15 protein-coding genes and 1 pseudogene are annotated in these 15,876 nt (G+C 68.5%); 8 read left to right on the forward strand and 8 right to left on the reverse strand.

Translation table 11 applies throughout. The features are described 5' to 3' along the window. Window positions 1–146: 146 nt before the first annotated feature. Complete coding sequence (locus LRD69_RS29180; RefSeq protein ID WP_277329510.1) at window positions 147–359, reverse strand: hypothetical protein; 213 nt, start codon at window positions 357–359, stop codon at window positions 147–149. Window positions 360–548: 189 nt separating this feature from the next. On the opposite strand from LRD69_RS29180, the gene LRD69_RS29185 reads away from it, so the two are divergent. Further along, entirely contained in the window at window positions 549–1,073 is a 525-nt protein-coding gene (locus LRD69_RS29185) for an AAA family ATPase (protein ID WP_277329511.1), read from the forward strand. A 267-nt stretch (window positions 1,074–1,340) separates the two neighbouring features. Here the strand turns inward: LRD69_RS29185 and LRD69_RS29190 are convergent, their stop codons facing one another. Next, window positions 1,341–2,036: an alpha/beta hydrolase gene (locus tag LRD69_RS29190; RefSeq protein WP_277329512.1), complete on the reverse strand. Its 696-nt coding sequence runs from the start codon at window positions 2,034–2,036 to the stop codon at window positions 1,341–1,343. A 330-nt stretch (window positions 2,037–2,366) separates the two neighbouring features. Continuing rightward, window positions 2,367–3,026, reverse strand: coding sequence for an MSMEG_1061 family FMN-dependent PPOX-type flavoprotein (locus LRD69_RS29195; protein ID WP_277329513.1), 660 nt, complete (start codon window positions 3,024–3,026; stop codon window positions 2,367–2,369). Between the two features lie 112 nt (window positions 3,027–3,138). On the opposite strand from LRD69_RS29195, the gene LRD69_RS29200 reads away from it, so the two are divergent. Beyond that, the gene (locus tag LRD69_RS29200; protein ID WP_277329514.1) at window positions 3,139–3,315 is read left to right on the forward strand and encodes a hypothetical protein; all 177 of its coding nucleotides are present in this window, start codon (window positions 3,139–3,141) and stop codon (window positions 3,313–3,315) included. 266 nt (window positions 3,316–3,581) lie between these two features. Then, window positions 3,582–4,292 (forward strand): alpha/beta fold hydrolase, encoded by a 711-nt coding sequence (locus tag LRD69_RS29205; RefSeq protein ID WP_277329515.1) that lies wholly within the window; start codon window positions 3,582–3,584, stop codon window positions 4,290–4,292. Window positions 4,293–4,669: 377 nt separating this feature from the next. Here the strand turns inward: LRD69_RS29205 and LRD69_RS29210 are convergent, their stop codons facing one another. Further along, window positions 4,670–5,656: a helix-turn-helix transcriptional regulator gene (locus LRD69_RS29210; RefSeq protein ID WP_277329516.1), complete on the reverse strand. Its 987-nt coding sequence runs from the start codon at window positions 5,654–5,656 to the stop codon at window positions 4,670–4,672. A gap of 269 nt (window positions 5,657–5,925) precedes the next feature. On the opposite strand from LRD69_RS29210, the gene LRD69_RS29215 reads away from it, so the two are divergent. From LRD69_RS29215 to LRD69_RS29235, 5 genes are all read left to right on the forward strand, one after another. Beyond that, on the forward strand, window positions 5,926–6,138 hold the full coding sequence (locus LRD69_RS29215; RefSeq protein ID WP_277329517.1) for a hypothetical protein: 213 nt from the start codon (window positions 5,926–5,928) through the stop codon (window positions 6,136–6,138). Between the two features lie 5 nt (window positions 6,139–6,143). After that, a complete protein-coding gene (locus tag LRD69_RS29220; protein ID WP_277329518.1) occupies window positions 6,144–6,413 on the forward strand; it encodes a hypothetical protein in 270 nt (89 codons plus the stop codon). Window positions 6,414–6,536: 123 nt separating this feature from the next. After that, the gene (locus LRD69_RS29225; RefSeq protein WP_277329519.1) at window positions 6,537–7,718 is read left to right on the forward strand and encodes a peptidase S1 and S6; all 1,182 of its coding nucleotides are present in this window, start codon (window positions 6,537–6,539) and stop codon (window positions 7,716–7,718) included. A gap of 415 nt (window positions 7,719–8,133) precedes the next feature. Continuing rightward, a complete protein-coding gene (locus LRD69_RS29230; protein WP_277329520.1) occupies window positions 8,134–9,444 on the forward strand; it encodes a hypothetical protein in 1,311 nt (436 codons plus the stop codon). Window positions 9,445–9,733: 289 nt separating this feature from the next. Continuing rightward, window positions 9,734–10,459, forward strand: coding sequence for a hypothetical protein (locus tag LRD69_RS29235; RefSeq protein WP_277329521.1), 726 nt, complete (start codon window positions 9,734–9,736; stop codon window positions 10,457–10,459). Between the two features lie 166 nt (window positions 10,460–10,625). On the opposite strand, the pseudogene LRD69_RS29240 reads toward LRD69_RS29235, so the two are convergent. The 4 genes and pseudogenes from LRD69_RS29240 to LRD69_RS29255 all read right to left on the reverse strand — a co-directional run. Then, window positions 10,626–10,870: pseudogene (locus LRD69_RS29240) on the reverse strand (transposase); the annotation flags it as partial. Window positions 10,871–11,524: 654 nt separating this feature from the next. Next, the gene (locus LRD69_RS29245) at window positions 11,525–13,069 is read right to left on the reverse strand and encodes an ABC transporter substrate-binding protein (RefSeq protein WP_277329522.1); all 1,545 of its coding nucleotides are present in this window, start codon (window positions 13,067–13,069) and stop codon (window positions 11,525–11,527) included. 293 nt (window positions 13,070–13,362) lie between these two features. Continuing rightward, complete coding sequence (locus LRD69_RS29250) at window positions 13,363–14,082, reverse strand: TetR/AcrR family transcriptional regulator (protein ID WP_277329523.1); 720 nt, start codon at window positions 14,080–14,082, stop codon at window positions 13,363–13,365. A gap of 138 nt (window positions 14,083–14,220) precedes the next feature. Next, entirely contained in the window at window positions 14,221–15,876 is a 1,656-nt protein-coding gene (locus LRD69_RS29255; protein ID WP_277329524.1) for an AMP-binding protein, read from the reverse strand.

Consider the following 15,876-nt stretch of genomic DNA (forward strand, 5'->3'; position numbering starts at 1 on the left):
GGTTTCGGGTGCATCGTTCATCACGCGGGATCCCCGAAGCCCCCAGGCCGAGGCATCCCGTTCGGGCCCCGCCGCGTGTTGCGAAGCAGGCGGGGCGTGCCGCCCCTCCCGGCCCTCCCCACGGGAGGGTCGGGGTCTGTCCGCTCCTATGCCGCCTCGTACTCGTGGGCCTGGCCGCCGCGCCATTCGATCCAGTGCGGGTCGTCGAGGCAGCTCTCGGCGTCGTCGATCCCGGCCCGCCGGAGGAATTCGATGAGGTCGCGGTCGTCGTGGGCGAGTCCGGCGCTCTCTCCGTTGATGGTGACCGGCCGGCCGCCGGACGGCGTGGGCGCATGGACGACGATCGGTGCTGCTGTCATGAGTACAGGCTGCCTGGTGGGGTCGGGCCCGGCCACACCCGGGTGGCCCGGATGCGAGCTGCCCGGTCCGCCGTGACGGTCGCTGCACGGGCGGTGGCCCGGCTGCCCAAGCCCGGCCACACCCCGCCGTGCCTGTTCTGTGACGTGACCGTCGTCGGCTGCGGGCTGTACACCGCTAGCCTCCGTCCCATGATCGTATGGCTCAACGGCACCCACGGCGCAGGCAAGACGACGACCAGTGCACTCGTGCAGCAGCTTCTCCCGGATTCACGCGTGTTCGACGCCGAGAAGGTCGGCGAGACACTCATGGACATCAAGCCGGGGCTGCCCGCGACGGACAACTTCCAGCACTGGCCGCCGTGGCGGCCACTCGTCGTGGAGACCGCCCGCCGCGTACTCGACTACACCGGCGGCACTCTGGTGATTCCCATGACCGTCCTGGTCGAGCAGTACTGGCGCGAGATCAGCGCGGGCCTGGCCCAACATGCCATCCCGGTCAGGCACTTCGTCCTCCACGCCGACCAGGACACCCTCCGCGCACGCATCGCGGGCGACACGGTGATGGGCCCCGACTCCCCGTTCCGTCTTGCATACCTTGAGCCCTACGCCGAGGCGGCCCGCACGTGGTTGCACGGCGAGGCCGAGGTCGTCGACACCACGCACCTCACGCCCGCCGAGGCCGCCCTGCGGGTCGCCGAGGCCGTCAAAGGGTGAGGCTTGATCCGGCCGAAGCCGGGCGCACCCGGCCGGCTCACCCCGGCCCGGGTTCGCCGGACGTCTCGGGCCTCCGCCGGCACATGCCCTGCCCCGCCGGAGCACCGAAACCTCACCGGCCCGGCCGTGACGACTACCCGGCACGAGGAAGGGGAGCCGGGCACCCCGCTGCGACGTGAGCAAGACCGTCCGACGCGAGAAGACGCTTACCGCCCTGCAACGGTTGAAGGGTTAAAGATCAAGCTTGAGGCGTGTATCGGAAGTGGATCACGTCGTAGCGCCGAGTTCGACGAGGTGCCGGGCTGTGCCGGCGGGATCGATGATCTGATGGAGGTGTGCGCCGGGCAGGTGTGCCACACGCCAGCCACGTGCGCGCGCCTCGGTGGCACAGTCGTCATACGGAGGGCCGAACAGCAGGTAGGAGCAGGGATGGTCGTCCCAGCCGTCGGGGACCGGAATGTGCTGCTCGTAGTAGGACAGCGGCAGAGTGGGCTGCTCATCGACGACTGTCTGCCGCACCGTCGGATCGGAGAACATGGGTGCGACGTCTGCTTCGTCCCACCAATCGGTCCAGCGCGGCAGCCTGCCGTTCACCGCCATCGGGCCGAGGAACTCCAACAACTCGGGTGACGCGACGGGCGTCGGTCCGATCCGGGCCGGTAGCGCGGCGTCGACGAAAATCGAGCTGGTCACCGGCTGGTCGATACCCGCGCGAATCGCCGACAGGAACAAGCCTGCGTTGCTGTGCGCCACCAGCGTGACGGGGCTGTCGGCCGCGACCTGCCGGAGGTCGTCGCGGACGGTGTTGGCGATGCGGGGCCAAAAGGGCGGAGCACCTGCGCCGATGTCCAGCAGGGACGGCACCCGTACCTGGTACCCCGCAGCCTTGAGGTGTTCCGCTGCCGGGTCCCAGGTGGAGGGACCCACGGACGGACTGTGCACGAGAACGAAGATCGGCTGCATGTGACGATCCTGTCGCCCAGGCTTCAGGAGGTGCGACCGTCTCGGCTGACAGCAGAACGGCTGCGTGGCGTCGGGCGCCGTGTCGCCCGTCCCTGGCTCGTCGGGCGTCAGTGGTGGCGCCAGAGCTGTCGTAGGCGCAGGACATCCGTCGCCCGATTGCCGACAAGGGCTCCGCGCTCTCCCGTAGCCCGTCGTTCTCCCACAGCCCGTCCGGAACGATCCAGCCCCACCCAACGCTCCCCATGCGTCCAACGGGCTGACCCGCGATTGATCGTGGGGCGTGCCGGCCTGGGGGTTCGGCCGGCCGGTGTTCACTCGCAGATCGGCCCGCTACTCGTACCGGTACTTCAGCGAGTCCGCCTCAGCCTGCTCGATGTCGGCGATCGTCAGCTCCGGTATCCGCAGTTGGGCCAGTGTCACCTCGGCCGAGGTCGGCTGGGCGTCCGCCGGCAGCCACTGCTCCGGCTTCCAGGCCCCGCTGCGCAGCAGCGACTTGGGGCAGTGGGGGTAGACCTCCTCGATCCCCAGCACCAGCGCACTGGCCGGCGGCTTTCCCACGGCGGTCAGCTGCGACAGCAGTTCCGGGCGGGTGGAGACGACGGCCCGGCCGTTCACCCGCAGGGTGGTGGTCCGCCCGGGGATGATGAACAGGAGCCCGGCCCGTCCGGTGGCGATGACGTTCTGCAGGGTGTCCAGCCGCTTGTTGCCGGTCGCGTCCGGAATCGCCACCGTCCGTGCGTCCAGGACGGCGACGAACCCGGCAGGGCCGCCGCGCGGCGAGACGTCGCAGTTGCCCTCGGCGTCCGCGCTGGCGACCAGGACCAGCGATGAGCAGCCGATCAACCGCCGTGTGTGTTCGGTGAGTTCAGTCATCTGCTTGCGCACGGCCGCGTCGCTGGGGAGTTCGTAAGCCCGGCGCAACGCCGCCTGGTCGGGCACGGCGTCGAGACGGAGCGAGTCGAAGGCACTGCCGGCAAGGGGTGTCGTCATGCCTCCGACCCTAATCGAGCCGACCTGCGATTGATCTTGGTCGGTAGAGGCGGGGACCTGGTGACGCCGCGCAAGTTGTCTGGTGTGTGACGATCAAACAGGCCGCGCGACCATGTCCTGTCCTGCCATCTGCGGGCTGTTGCGCCGACATCCGGGCAAGTTGAGGGCGGAACTCGCGGGTCAGCACGGCTGGCTCGGCAGCGTCCTCAACCGCCCGAAGGCCACGGCAGCCGAGCAGCGGTACGAGGAGCTGACCCGGGCGGAGTTCGCCGGCCACCCTGCGGACTGAATCACGGGACACATCCAGACTGCCGGAGACCACCGCTCCACCCGCGGTGGCCTCCGACAGTTGTGTGTCATCGACATGGGACGACGTGACGGAACGGCTGTTGCGGAGCCCAGTCCGAGGCGCGGCGAACTGTGCGGCGGGACACATTGTTCGGCGCCGCCCTCCCGGGCTGTGCACGGCTCTGTACACGCCGGTCGCCGAACACCCCGCCCCCCGGCGCCAACGACTGGTCCTGCCGACCGAGCGCCGCCCACCCGCGTCCGGTCGTGCTGGTCCACGGCACGCTCGCCAACGAGCGGTTGAACGGGGACGTGCTCTCCCCGCTGCTCCACAACAACGGCTACTGCGTCTTCACCTTCAACTACGGCGGCCCCGAGCTGTTCGTCAACAAGGGCGTCTGGTCGATCCAGGGCAGCACCGACACCCTGCGCACCTTCGTCGACCAGGTGCTCACGGCCACCGGAGCCGACCAGGTCGACCTGGTCGGCCACTCGCAGGGCGGCATGGTGCCCCGCTACTACCTCAAGTACCTGAGCGGCGCCGCAAAGGTCCACACCCTGGTCGGCCTCGGCCCCACCAACCACGGCGGCACCGTCAGCGGGTTCACCCCCCTACTCGACTACCTGCATCTGCTGGGGGCGGTCTCCGACGTCGACTCGATCGTCTGCGACGCGTGCTCCCAGCAGCTGGCCGGCTCCGACTTCCTGGCCGACCTCAACGCGGGCGGCGACACCGTCCCCGGGGTCCACTACACCGTGATCGCCAGCAAGTACGACGAGCTGGCCTCGCCGTACACCAACGACTTCCTCAGCGGTCCGGACGTCACCAACATCACGCTCCAGGACGGCTGTGCCATCGACCTGTCCGGCCACGTCGAGCTGGTTTTCCGGCCGCGGGCGCTGACCCTGGTGCTCAACGCACTGGACCCCGCCCACCCGAAGCCCGTGCCCTGCCTGTACGTGCCTTTCACCGGCTGAGCCGCAGCGCACCGCTCGGCCGAGGGATCGACTTCGCCGGTGGGGTGCACGCCCGCCGGGGCGGCGGGTCCGTGCGACGCAGTGGCGCCGCACGGACCCGCCGGGCATTGCCCGCCCGGCGGTGCCCGGCCGGAACAGTGCCTCGGACGGGCCGCCTGGGAGGTACCGGGAGCCGCCGGCACGGCTGGGCCGACGGCGCTCCGTCGGGAGACCGGGGCAGGGGCGGGCAGGTTGACGGTCCGGTACGCGAAGTACAAGGCAAGGCCCTCGGGGCCGAACTCCCGGCCGATGCCGGAGTTCTTGCGTCCGTCGAACGGCGGCGCCCGCGTCGAGGCGGATGCCGTTGAGGGTGAGGGTCTCGGCGCCGACCTGTTCTCTCAGATCCAGCCCTGCCGCGCCGCCTTGAGGCCGGCTTCAAAGCGACTGGTGGCGTGGAGGCGTTCCATCAGCGCGGACATCTGTCGCCTGACGGTGCGCAACGAGACACCCAGACGCTTACCGGCCGCCTCATCGGTCATGCCGGAGGCCAGAAGCTTCAACAACTCGAGCTCGACCGGGCTCGGACGTGCATCGGTGGCACTGGGACGGTCCGCCCCGAGCGGGACAGCGGCGTTCCACGTCTGCTCGAACAAGGTGATGAGCGAGGCGACGATACCCGGCGCGCGGGTGCACAGTGCGCCCAGGCGCGAGTGATCGGGGTCGATGGGGACGACCGCGACCGTACGGTCGAACACCAGAAGGCGCGGCGGGAGCAGCGGACTGGTGCGCACCTGTCCGCCCTGCTCCGTCAGCCACCGGGCGTAGGACAGCGTCGCCGGATCCTTGCGGGCACTCTCCTGGTACACCGAACGCATCTCGATACCTTGAGCCAGCGCCCGCTCGTCGAGCGGCCGGGACGCCTCCAGGCTGGCCGGAGAGAGCGCGCCGCCCGGCAGGATCGCCAGGCATTCCCGTTCCAGGCCGCGGGCGAGCTGTTCGAGCCGATCCTGAATGGCGTCCATCCCCACCAGCCGCTCCGCGCCGTCGACCTCGGTGTTCGGACGGAGCTCGGCGAACTCGGAAACCAACTGCGCCGCGGCCGCCTTGCTGCGAATCATCTCCTTCTGCTGCCGGGCCAGTTCCTCCTCCTGACGGAACAGCAGTATTTCCAGGCCCAGTTCGGGTCTTACCGGGCGCAGCGCACCGGGACTGTCACGGGAGGGCCGGAGCAGGTCGAGATCGACGAGCCGATCCAATCCCGCGCGCACCTGCGCCTCCGTGCGCCCCAGACGGACGCTCAGTTCGGCGATCCCGCCCGACGGGTCCGCCAGCATCCCCCGGTACACAGCTTCCGCGTTCGCCTCAAGACCCAGTGCCTGCAGCATGTCCTCCGGCCCCCCAGCTGAAGTCCGGCCGCCCTCCCCGAGCGGCGCCTGACGCGATCGTAGGCGAAGGCTGTCACCAACGTGCCAAGGCTTCTTGGGGACAGCCGGAATCCCTTCCCGCCAGGTGGCGGAGGCAGCAGCATGGTGCTCACCGGAACGGCGGGGCGAAAGTCCCCGGCTCGGGGCCAGAGCCGCAAGGACGGTCCGGAACAGCGCGCGACACAGCACACCGAAGGAACCGCATCCCGACTTCTGATCCTGGGGGAACCATGTCCCGCACCGCCCGCACCGCCTCTGTCGCCGTCGTCACCCTTCTCTGCTGCATCGCCGTCACCACCGCGGCGGCCGGCGCCGAGGGCCATCGCGTCAGCGCCTCCGTCCCCGGCAGCATCAACTGGGACACGGTGCCCGGATCCGCGGCAGGCAGCACCAACGGGGACACGGCACCCGGGTCCGTGGCCGGCAGCATCAACTGGGACTAGAGCGCGTGCACGTCATCAGGGCCACACTCGCGGGACCGCACCACGTCCACCGCGACGTGCCCGCCGTCCTCACCGATCTCGTCTGGGCCCACACCACCGCGGCGCACGGGCTCGAGCATCTGCGGGCCAGGGCCTCCGACGACGGCATGGACCTCTACCTCTTCCTGCGGGCCACCTCGGAAGCCGCCGCTCTCGGCCAGGCCCACGCCATCCTCACCAGCGCCCGCACGCCGCTGCGTGCCTTCGGCTACACCATCGCCGCACCGCTCCGCTGAACCCGCCGCACCGGGGCCGACGACGTCGCAGCGCTGCGGCACACCACCGTCGTAAGGCTCTGCGCCCGGCCTGCCTGCACCTGATGTTCCTTGGGGGAAAACACCGTGCCCACCGCTCTCCGCATGACTGCCCGCAAGACCACTCTGACAGCCCTTTCCGGCCTCCTCGGCGCCGGGCTGCTCAGCGCCGTCGCCACCGCCCCGGCCGCGCAGGCCGCGACCACATGCAGCGGGACCGCCTCGATCTACGGCATCCTGCCCGACGGTCGCCTCACCTTCAGCACCATCACGCCTGCCACGGGCGAGTTGAAGAAGGTACTGGTCGGAGCGGACCTGGGCTTCGAGCCGCGAGCGATTGCCACGCTCAACTTCAACACCATCCTCGTCACGTCGACCACCGGTGCGCTCTACCGTCTCGATGTCCTGACCAACAACACCTCCCTCGTCCTGGAGCGTCCGCCCGTCAAGCTCTTCGACAGCGGCTGGACCCACGACAAGCTCACCTACGACGGACACGGCCACCTCTACGGCACGGCCGGCGGCCTTCTCCTCCAGTACCTGGTCTCTCAGCCCAAGCCGACCGGCTCCGCCCACATCGGCCAGCGCAAGGAGATCGGCAGCGGCTTCGTCCTGAAAACCCTCACCGCCGTCGGCGACGACCGCCTTCTTGCCACCACCGCGGCCGGCGCGCTCCTCTCGTACAGGATCAGCAGCGACGGCAGTTGGGACCGGGACGACCTCAAGACGTCCGGCTGGTCCGGCTTCGATCAGGTCGTCTCGCCAGGCGGCGGCCTCTATTACGGCCGTATCGCGACCACGGGCGCCATGTACTGGTACAAGGACGCCGACCCGGCCGATGGCACGGGCACCGACATCGCGTATCACAACGACACACCCGTCAACACGGGTGGCTGGACACAACAGTTGCTCTCTGCCCAGCCGGAGACCTTCGGCTGCACCACCAGCGTCGACCCGCTCGACGGCACCGACATCCCCGCCGTGAAGGCGGCCGGCCACGACTTGATGAACAAGTACGACGGCGGAGCCTGGAACAGCACCACCCAGTGGAACTGTTTGGAGCAGCTCTGGGACAAGGAGAGCGGCTGGCGCTACTGGGCCGACAACCCGAACTCCACGGCCTACGGCATCCCCCAGGCGCTGCCCGGCTCCAAGATGGACGCCTTCGGCGACGACTGGCTCACCAACCCCGTCACGCAGATCAAGTGGGGCCTGTCCTACATCGACGGCCAGTACGGCACACCCTGCGGCGCCTGGACCCACTTCGTGAACAACAACTGGTACTGAGAAGGCAGTTCACGAGTCCATGAGCGACTCCGCCCTCGTCCGATGGCGGGGTGCGGGCGGAATCCACCGATCCGCAGTCACTGGTTCAGGACCCGCCCCCGGCAGACCTGAACACGCACAACGGCCACGCAACCACCGGGGCCCCGCCTCGACGAAGCACAGGGCCCGCTGAGGGAGGCCGGGACCACCTCGAGTCCCTGGCGCTCACTCGGACGACCATCAGAACGCTCATCGATCCGATCCCCGCCCAGGCCGGCCAACCAAGCTTGCCCGAGCACCCCGACCGACCCGCTTCCCACCCGGCTTCACGAGGCAGCCGGCCGCTTCACGCCTGCCCGGCACCGCACCTCCTCCCCGTTCACACACCTCCAGCCCGACGCGCCTGTGTCAGGGCTGCCCGAAATCGGAGAATCCCATGCTCTCGACGTCCCTCAAGCGCCGTCTGACCGCCACCCTCGCCCTCGGCGCCACCAGCCTCGGCCTGGTCACACTCTCGACGGCTCCCGCCCAGGCCGCCGCCATCTGCGGTGGCGACGTCTCGGTCTACGGCACGCTTCCCGACGGACGCCTCACCTACACCGCGATATCCCCGAACACCGGCGACCGGGTCAAGACGTTGATCGGCCCTGACCTCGGCTTCACACCCAAGGCGATGGCCACCCTCAACTTCAACACCGTCCTTGTGACCTCGACGGCCGGTGAGCTCTATCGCGTAGACATCCAGACCAACAACAACGCCCTGGCCCTGGCAGGCGTCACCCGGATCTGGGACAGCGGCTGGACCTTCGACAAGATGACGTACGACGGCGCCGGTCACCTCTACGGCACGGTCGCTGGCCAACTCCACCGTTACAACGTGTCCCAGGCCAAGCCCAGCGGGCCCGCCCACATCGCGAAGCACGTCGTGATCGACGAGGGTTTCGTCCTCAAGACCCTCGCGGCCGTCGGTGACGACGTCCTCCTCGCCACCACGTCCGACGGCAAGCTCCTCTCGTACCAGATCAACGGCGTCGGGGACTGGGAGCGCTCGGACCTGAAGAGCAGCGGCTGGTCTGCGGTCGACAGCCTGGTCTCACCCGGCGGCGGTCTCTACTACGGCCGTACGAACGGCGGTATGTACTGGTACCACGACGCCGACCCCACTGACGGCAACGGCAGCGACATCGCCTACCACTCCGACGACCCGGTCGATGCGAGCGGCTGGACCCAGACCCTGCTCTCCGCCTACGCCGGCGACTGCACCTACCAGCAGCCCGCGCCTCCCACCTCCACCCCCTCCACCCGAGGCGGTCAGATCACTCGCACCGAGATCATGAGCCGTGCCGTGAACTGGCTGAACCGCGACATCCCTTACAGCCAGAGCGCGTACGCCTCCGACCCGGACGGCGACCACACGTACCGCACCGACTGCTCGGGCTTCGTCTCCATGACCTGGCACGCCGCCACCAGTTACACCACCGCCAGCCTGCCGGGCGCCGGCAGCACCATCTCGAAGTCCGACCTCCAGCCCGGCGACGCGCTGAACACCCAGGACGGGCATGTGGTGCTCTTCGAGAAGTGGGTCGACAAGGCAGCCGGCAAGTTCTCGTACATCCACGAGGCCAACACCAACGACGACATGATGCGCGGCCAGGACTACCTCAACGGTGGCACCGACGGCCGCATCGCAGGCCACGCCGCCTCCGGGTACGTCGCCCTGCGCTACGACAACGTCGTCAACGGCTAGGCCTCGCGTCGGCCGGAAGGCCTGGTGGCTCCGCTACCAGGCCTTCCGGCCGTCTTGCGTTCGCACGCACCGGGCTCCGCTGCTTGATCCGCCGGGAAGTGCGGGACAGCCTGTGAAAACCGCTGCTCACGACCAGTCGGGGTGCTCGCCGCGCGAGCGGAGATGAACCGGACATCTGGACGGAATGGAAGGGCATAATGTCGCGCTCTCAGCGACGGTGCGCTCCGGGCGCATCAGTGAGGGCCAGGTCGTCAAGACAGTCCGGGACCACGCACATGAGCTAGACGGCTTGGAGTTCGCCGACGGCGCCTTCCTGCAGACGGCGATCACTGGCGCCGTCGACGGGCAGTGCTGGACGGACTTCATTGACTTCACCGAGGCCCGCGCCCTGGCCGTCCGTCTGTCAACTGCCGCGCTGGTCACCATCGGATACCTGTCCGGGATGCGTCCTGAAGAAGTGCTCCACCTCGAGCGCGGATGCTCCACTCGCCAGGACCGCGAGGACGGCACCGTCCGGTACCGGATCACCGGCCGGCACTTCAAAGGCATCACCGACGACGAGGGCAACACCCTCCCGGAAGGAGAGATCCGCCCCGCGCCCTGGACCGTCATCGAGCTGGTTGACCGGGCCGTGAAGGTGCTCGAATCCCTACACGACGACCAACTGCTGTTCCCTCGCTCACTGACACAGAAGGCGAGGTCCGACGACGAGGAAGAGTTCCACGGCGGGGCGATTGACCCGCCCGGATCAAGAAGTTCATCGCCTGGGCCAACGAGCAGGCCATCCGCCTCGGCCGCGATCACAAGATTATTCCCCCGACCCGCACGGGTCCGTCACCCTGCGGCGGCTGCGACGCACGGTCGCCTGGTTCATCTACCGCCGTCCCGGCGGCCGGATCGTCCTTGGACTGCAATACGGGCACGTCGGCACCTCCATGGCGGAGTCGTACAGCGGCCGCACCAAGGCGGACATTTCGACGGCGTTGTCCGGGTTTTTCCCGGTCCCCGCCGCTGACCGGCCGGGTGTCCTGGATGCCGACCTCACTCGCCTCTTCCCGCTGCCGGCGGTGGCACGGTCCGGACCGTTTGGATGTGGGCAGGTATCCGAGGTTCGGGGAGGCGCGGTGGCGGAGCCGATCAAGGTCCGGAGACTGACGGATCAAGAAGGCCAGCCGTTACAGCGGATCGTGCCGCAGCATCGCCACATCCGCCAGGCAGTCCCCGCCCAGAGCCGTCGCGAGCGCAACATCCAGCAGGACCTTGCCCGGATCGTGCACCGCCCGCGGCTTGCACCAGGGCGCCAGCGCCGTCGATATCGCTCGGTCAAGGCCGGACTTGCGGACCGTCTCGACCAGCAGCACCGACCCGGCCTGCGAGACCACCGAGCGGCCACCGCCCTCGAGGCGGACAGGCGATGGGACCCGATACTCTTCTTCACCTGAGAAGTGCTTCTTTCCTCGCCGCGTACAGGACCCTCAGCAAGTCCTATCGTTGCAGGTCAGGAGTGCTTTCTGCTGTCCCGGTCACCCACCGGACACCACTCATGGTGAAAGCCCGAGGCCAGCTCAGCTAGGCCGACAGTCGGGGCGGCGGCTGCTCCGTCCCGCCCGGGGCGTGTTGCCCCGACAGATACACCGCTCCTTCCGTGAGGAGCCCGTCCCGTACGGCGTGGGGCGGCCGGCGCGTACGTGGAGGGTGTTTCAGAGCGTTGAGAAGCCGTGCGCCGGCAGGAAGCGAGGCGTCCTCCGGAAGGCTGACTGGTTCCCTCTCACGCAGGCACTCGCTCTCCCAGACCGTGCGCAGGACGCTGGGTTCCGCGCCGCAGCCGGGCGCGAAGCATTCCACGAGGCGCGGCTGCTCACCTGCGGTGGAGCGGGCGCAAGTGCTCTTGCGGGCCGTCATGAGAGGGCCTTTTCGTCCGGCGCGGCGCGGTATGGCGGTCACGCGTCCTGCCCGTGAGGTCAGGGTGCACGCGAGGGCCGGAAGGGCGGTGACCCGTCCGACCCTCGCTCAGGTGCGCCGGGGGGTAGCACGCCAGGGAAGTGGGATCAGTCCACCCGGTACCGGGTGGACTGATGCCTCAGCTGATCAGGGAGAGGAAGGAGACGTCGATCTTCCCGTAGAGGTTGGGATCGATGCCCTGGACCTTGTCCGAGGCTGCCGTGACGTTCGGCTCGCTCAGCAGCGGGAGCCATACGACGGACTGCTGGTTCAGGTCCACGACCTTGCTCAGCGCGGCGACCCGGTCGGCATCGGTCTGCGCGGCGGCGGCGGCGGACAGGGCCTCAGGCATGCCGGGCGCGGCGTACGCACCGGCGTTGTAGAACGAGGTGCTCGAGAGCAGGCTGCCGGCCGTCTGGCTCGGGTCCGGCCGACCGCTCCAGCTCGCGCAGGCGATGTCGTAGGCCTTGTCGGTGAAGAACTTCTTGGCCACCGTCGCGGCGTCGAAGACCTCGAGCTTCATGTCGATCCCGACCTTCTTCAGCTGCTCCTGGATGATCTCCGCACGACGCACCTCGCCGGTGTCCTGGAACGCCAGCCCGGTGATCTTCAGACCGCCGGAGTGGCCGGCCTTCGCCAGCAGGTCACGGGCTTTGTCGGGGTCGTAGGCGAAAGTGTCGTCGAGCTTGGCGTCAGCAGCCCAGTAGCCCTTCGGGAAGATCGAGCTGGTCGGCTCGGCGAGTCCGAACGCGTAGGACTTGTTCAGCGCCTTCCGGTCGATGGCCACGGCCAACGCGTGCCGTGCGTCGACGTTGTTGAACGGCGCACGCGAGAAGTTGATGTAGCAGCCGCCGGTCAGCAGCGACGGCGCGCTGAGCACCTTCACGCCGGACATCGCCTTCAGCGTCGAGACGTCAGCCAGGTCGGCGTTGAGCACGACATCGGCCTGGTGCGCCTGCAGCGCGTTGTTCGCCGTCTGCTGATCGGCGAAGTACTTGAAGGTGATGGTGTTCAGGTACGGCCTTCCCGCCTGCCAGTAGTCCTTGTTCTTCTGGACCACCAGTTGGTCGTTGGCCGCGTACTTGTCGAACACGTACGCGCCGGCGCCGACCGGGTGCCGGCTGTAGTCGGCGCCCCACTTCTTGACCGCGGTCGGGGAGGCCATCATGCCGGCGCGGTCCGCGAGGGTCAGGACGATGGAAGCGTCGGGCTGCTTGAGGTGGATCGTCGCCTCAACGGGACCGGTGACCTTCACGGAGTCGACGGTCGCGAGGTCGGAGGCGATCTTCGAGGTCTTGTCGTTGATGGCACGGTCGAGGTTGAACTTGACCGCGTCGGCGTTCACCGGGGTGCCGTCCTGGAACTTCACGCCGTCGCGGAGTGCCAGCACCAGCGTCTTCGGGTCCGAGAACTTCCAGGAGGTGGCCAGGCCGGGCTCCGGCTTGAGCGTCTTGGCGTCGAAGTTCACCAGGCGGTCGTAGATCGGGTAGAGCGACATGTGGTCTCCGCCGCCGAAGCTGGCGATCGGGTCCAGCGACGACGGGACCAGCGGGTCCGCGACCGTGAGGCTGCCGCCGGCCTTCGGCGCCGCCGACAGGTCGGCCGGTGCCGCGCTGTCGTTACTTCCACAGGCCGCGGTCGCCAATCCGACCACGAGCACGAGACCCGCAAGCTTTGTGCGCACAAGATTCTCCATTTACTAGCTGTCAGCTATCCCCGTGATCGGCTGTCCCCGACAGCGTGGCGCAAGTCACTCCAAAATACAAATGATTGTCAGAAAAATTCTTTCGTCAGATGCGAATCACTTTCTTTTTGAGGAGCCCTGGTCGCCGGCAGGGCGCGCCCGGTTGTGCGCCCGGGCAGGCTGCGCCCCGGCGGCGCGCGACGTGCCGAGCGGCCCCGAAGGTGCGCTGCGGGCAGTCGGCACTGATGAGGGCTCGGTCGACGAGGTGCCGGATCATCGCCGGCCTCGGGAGGTCAGAGGTGGGAAGCCTCGCGCGGGCCCGGCGCGATCGTGACGAAGTCGGCGGCTACCTCATCGCGTGAGCCGAGGCGTGTCGCCGCGAAGTTGACCACCGTGAGGGACATCTGTGCGAGGTCCCCCTTGCCCTTGGACCGCAGCCACTGGATGTAGACAGCCTCGTTGCCGGCGACGAGCAGCGCCGCGAGAAGGCGACCGTAGAGGTCCTCCTCGGGATCGAGGTCGGCTTCGCGCGCGAACGCCTCGGCGAGCTCGTCCTGCTGGTCGAGCTGGATCCGGGACAGGAGCCGAAGCAGCGCCGGGACGGAGATGATCAGCTGTCGCTCTTCGTTGTAGCTGTCGAACGAGAGCAATGACGTGGTCTGGTCCACGATGAACGCGCGCCATCGCTCCAGGGTCGTCAGCTGATCCTCGGTCATGTGCGAGCGGAAGGCCTCGAGGTGGTCGATGTGGCGAGCCAGGGCCAAGCGTTCCTTGTTGCCGAAATAGCGCAGCAGAGAGCTGACCGACATCTCCGCCTCGTCTGCGATTTCTTCCAGGGAGGTCTCGTCGTAACCACGCTCCCGAAAGAGCTGGCTCGCCACCTGGGCTGCCCGCTCGCGTGCGCGCCGCTGCTTGCGAGCCCGCAGGTCGCGGGGGGGAGCGGCGTTCGCGGGAATCCGGGATTCGGACTGCTCGCCGGCGTTCGCCGTACTCGAGGACTGGGTCTTCGCCACGTTGACTCTCTTCGCTTCGATGGGCGACCGGGACCCTGCTCCGGCTGGGACGCCACGGAGCCGCCATCACCGATCAGACGACAATAGTCTATTGAAAGTAGCAGTCTCCTGACGAGTATCACCGAAATTGTGGCTTCCTCAGGAGCCGGTCTCGGTGACCGGAACCTCGCCCCGCGCCTGCCGGCGCTGCGCTTCGAGCTGCCTCAGCTCGGCCTTCTTCACGCGGTCGGTCGCCTGGGTCTTGGGCAGAGCATCGACGAACTCGACATGGCGCGGCACCATGAAGGCCGCGCACTTCGAGGCCATGAAGGCGATCAGCAGCTCCGCGCTCAGCTCCGCGCCCGCTGTCCGGACGACGAATACCTTGATCTCTTCCTCGCCGAGCTCGCCCGGTACGCCGATCGCGGCGCAGTCCAGCACGTCGGGATGGTCGAGCACCTCCCGCTCGACCTCGAACGAGGAGACGTTCTCGCCGCGTCGGCGGATGGCGTCCTTGATCCGGTCGACGAAGTAGAAGCGCCCCTCGTCGTCGGCCCGAAACGCGTCGCCGGTGTGGAACCACCCGTTGCGCCACGCGGCGGCGGTCTGAGCGGGCTGCCCGAAGTAGCCGGCGTTCATCGCCCAGGGCGTGTCGGTGCGGCAGACCAGCTCTCCGACCTCGCCGGCCGGGACCGGGTAGTCGTGCGCGTCCACGATCCGCAGCTCATAACCGGGACCTCCCTGGCGGACCCTGCCGCAGCTGCGCCACTCGTCGACGGCCCATTCGCTCTCGGTCACGACGCTGACCTCGGTCATGTTGAACACCGTGCAGATCCGGACGCCGTAGCGGGTCTCGAAGCTCTTGAACTCAGGGATGAGCGGGATCATCAGGACGTCGCGCAGGCTGTTGTCGGCATCGTGCCCACCGGCCGCGGCTTTCCACAGGATGTTTGCCATCGCCGAGACGAGCGCCGTCGTCGTGCAGCCGTACCGCTCGACATCGGTCCAGAAGGCCGACGCGCTGAACGTGTCGCGGATGACCGCGACGACCCCGTACCGAATCGCGATCGAGGCGAACAGCCGGCCGCCGATGTGGTTCGGCGGGAACGGGCCGTAGAGGACGGTCCCCGGCACGTAGGTGTCCTCGGGGAAGACGCCCGTGGTCGTCGAGTCGACCTGGCCCCACGGCACGAGGACGCCTTTCGAGGGCCCGGTGGTGCCCGAGGTGTACATGACCATCGAGAGGTCGTGCGGTGCCCGGTCGTGGGCCGCCGGAACGTCCTCGGGAAGCGCGTCGCACCAGATCTCGGTGAGTGCGCGGGTCTCGAGGTGCGCCGAAGTTCTCGGGACGGCGGCCGAACCGGTGACCAGCACCCACCTCAGGTTCGGCAGCGACGCCGACCTGAGCACCTCGCACAGGTCGTCATGGAAGGCTGGGTCGATCACGACCGCGGTCGCGCCGGAGTCCTGGAGGATGTGCTCGAGCATCCGCCCCTTGTACTTGGTGTTGATCGGGACCTCGAGCACGCCGATGTCGGTGAGTCCGAACCAGAGGCGGTAAGTGTCCAGCGAGTGGGTGACCATCGTGGCCACGGTGTCGCCGGCGGCAACCCCGAGAACATCGAGGCCCGCACCCAGGCGGCGGGCGCCGTCGAACAGCGCCCGGTAGCTCACGCTTTCGCCCGTCGTCGCGTCGATCAGGCAGACGTCGTCGCCTCGGTCCCGTGCTCGTTCGGCCAGGAACCCCGGCAGTGTCCGGCTCTGAGGGCCGTCCCGGTCGATCGCCGAACCGGGTCGCGTCGTCACCTCGGTCAT

This window comes from Streptomyces sp. JH14 (assembly GCF_029428675.1).
GTDB lineage: Bacteria > Actinomycetota > Actinomycetes > Streptomycetales > Streptomycetaceae > Streptomyces.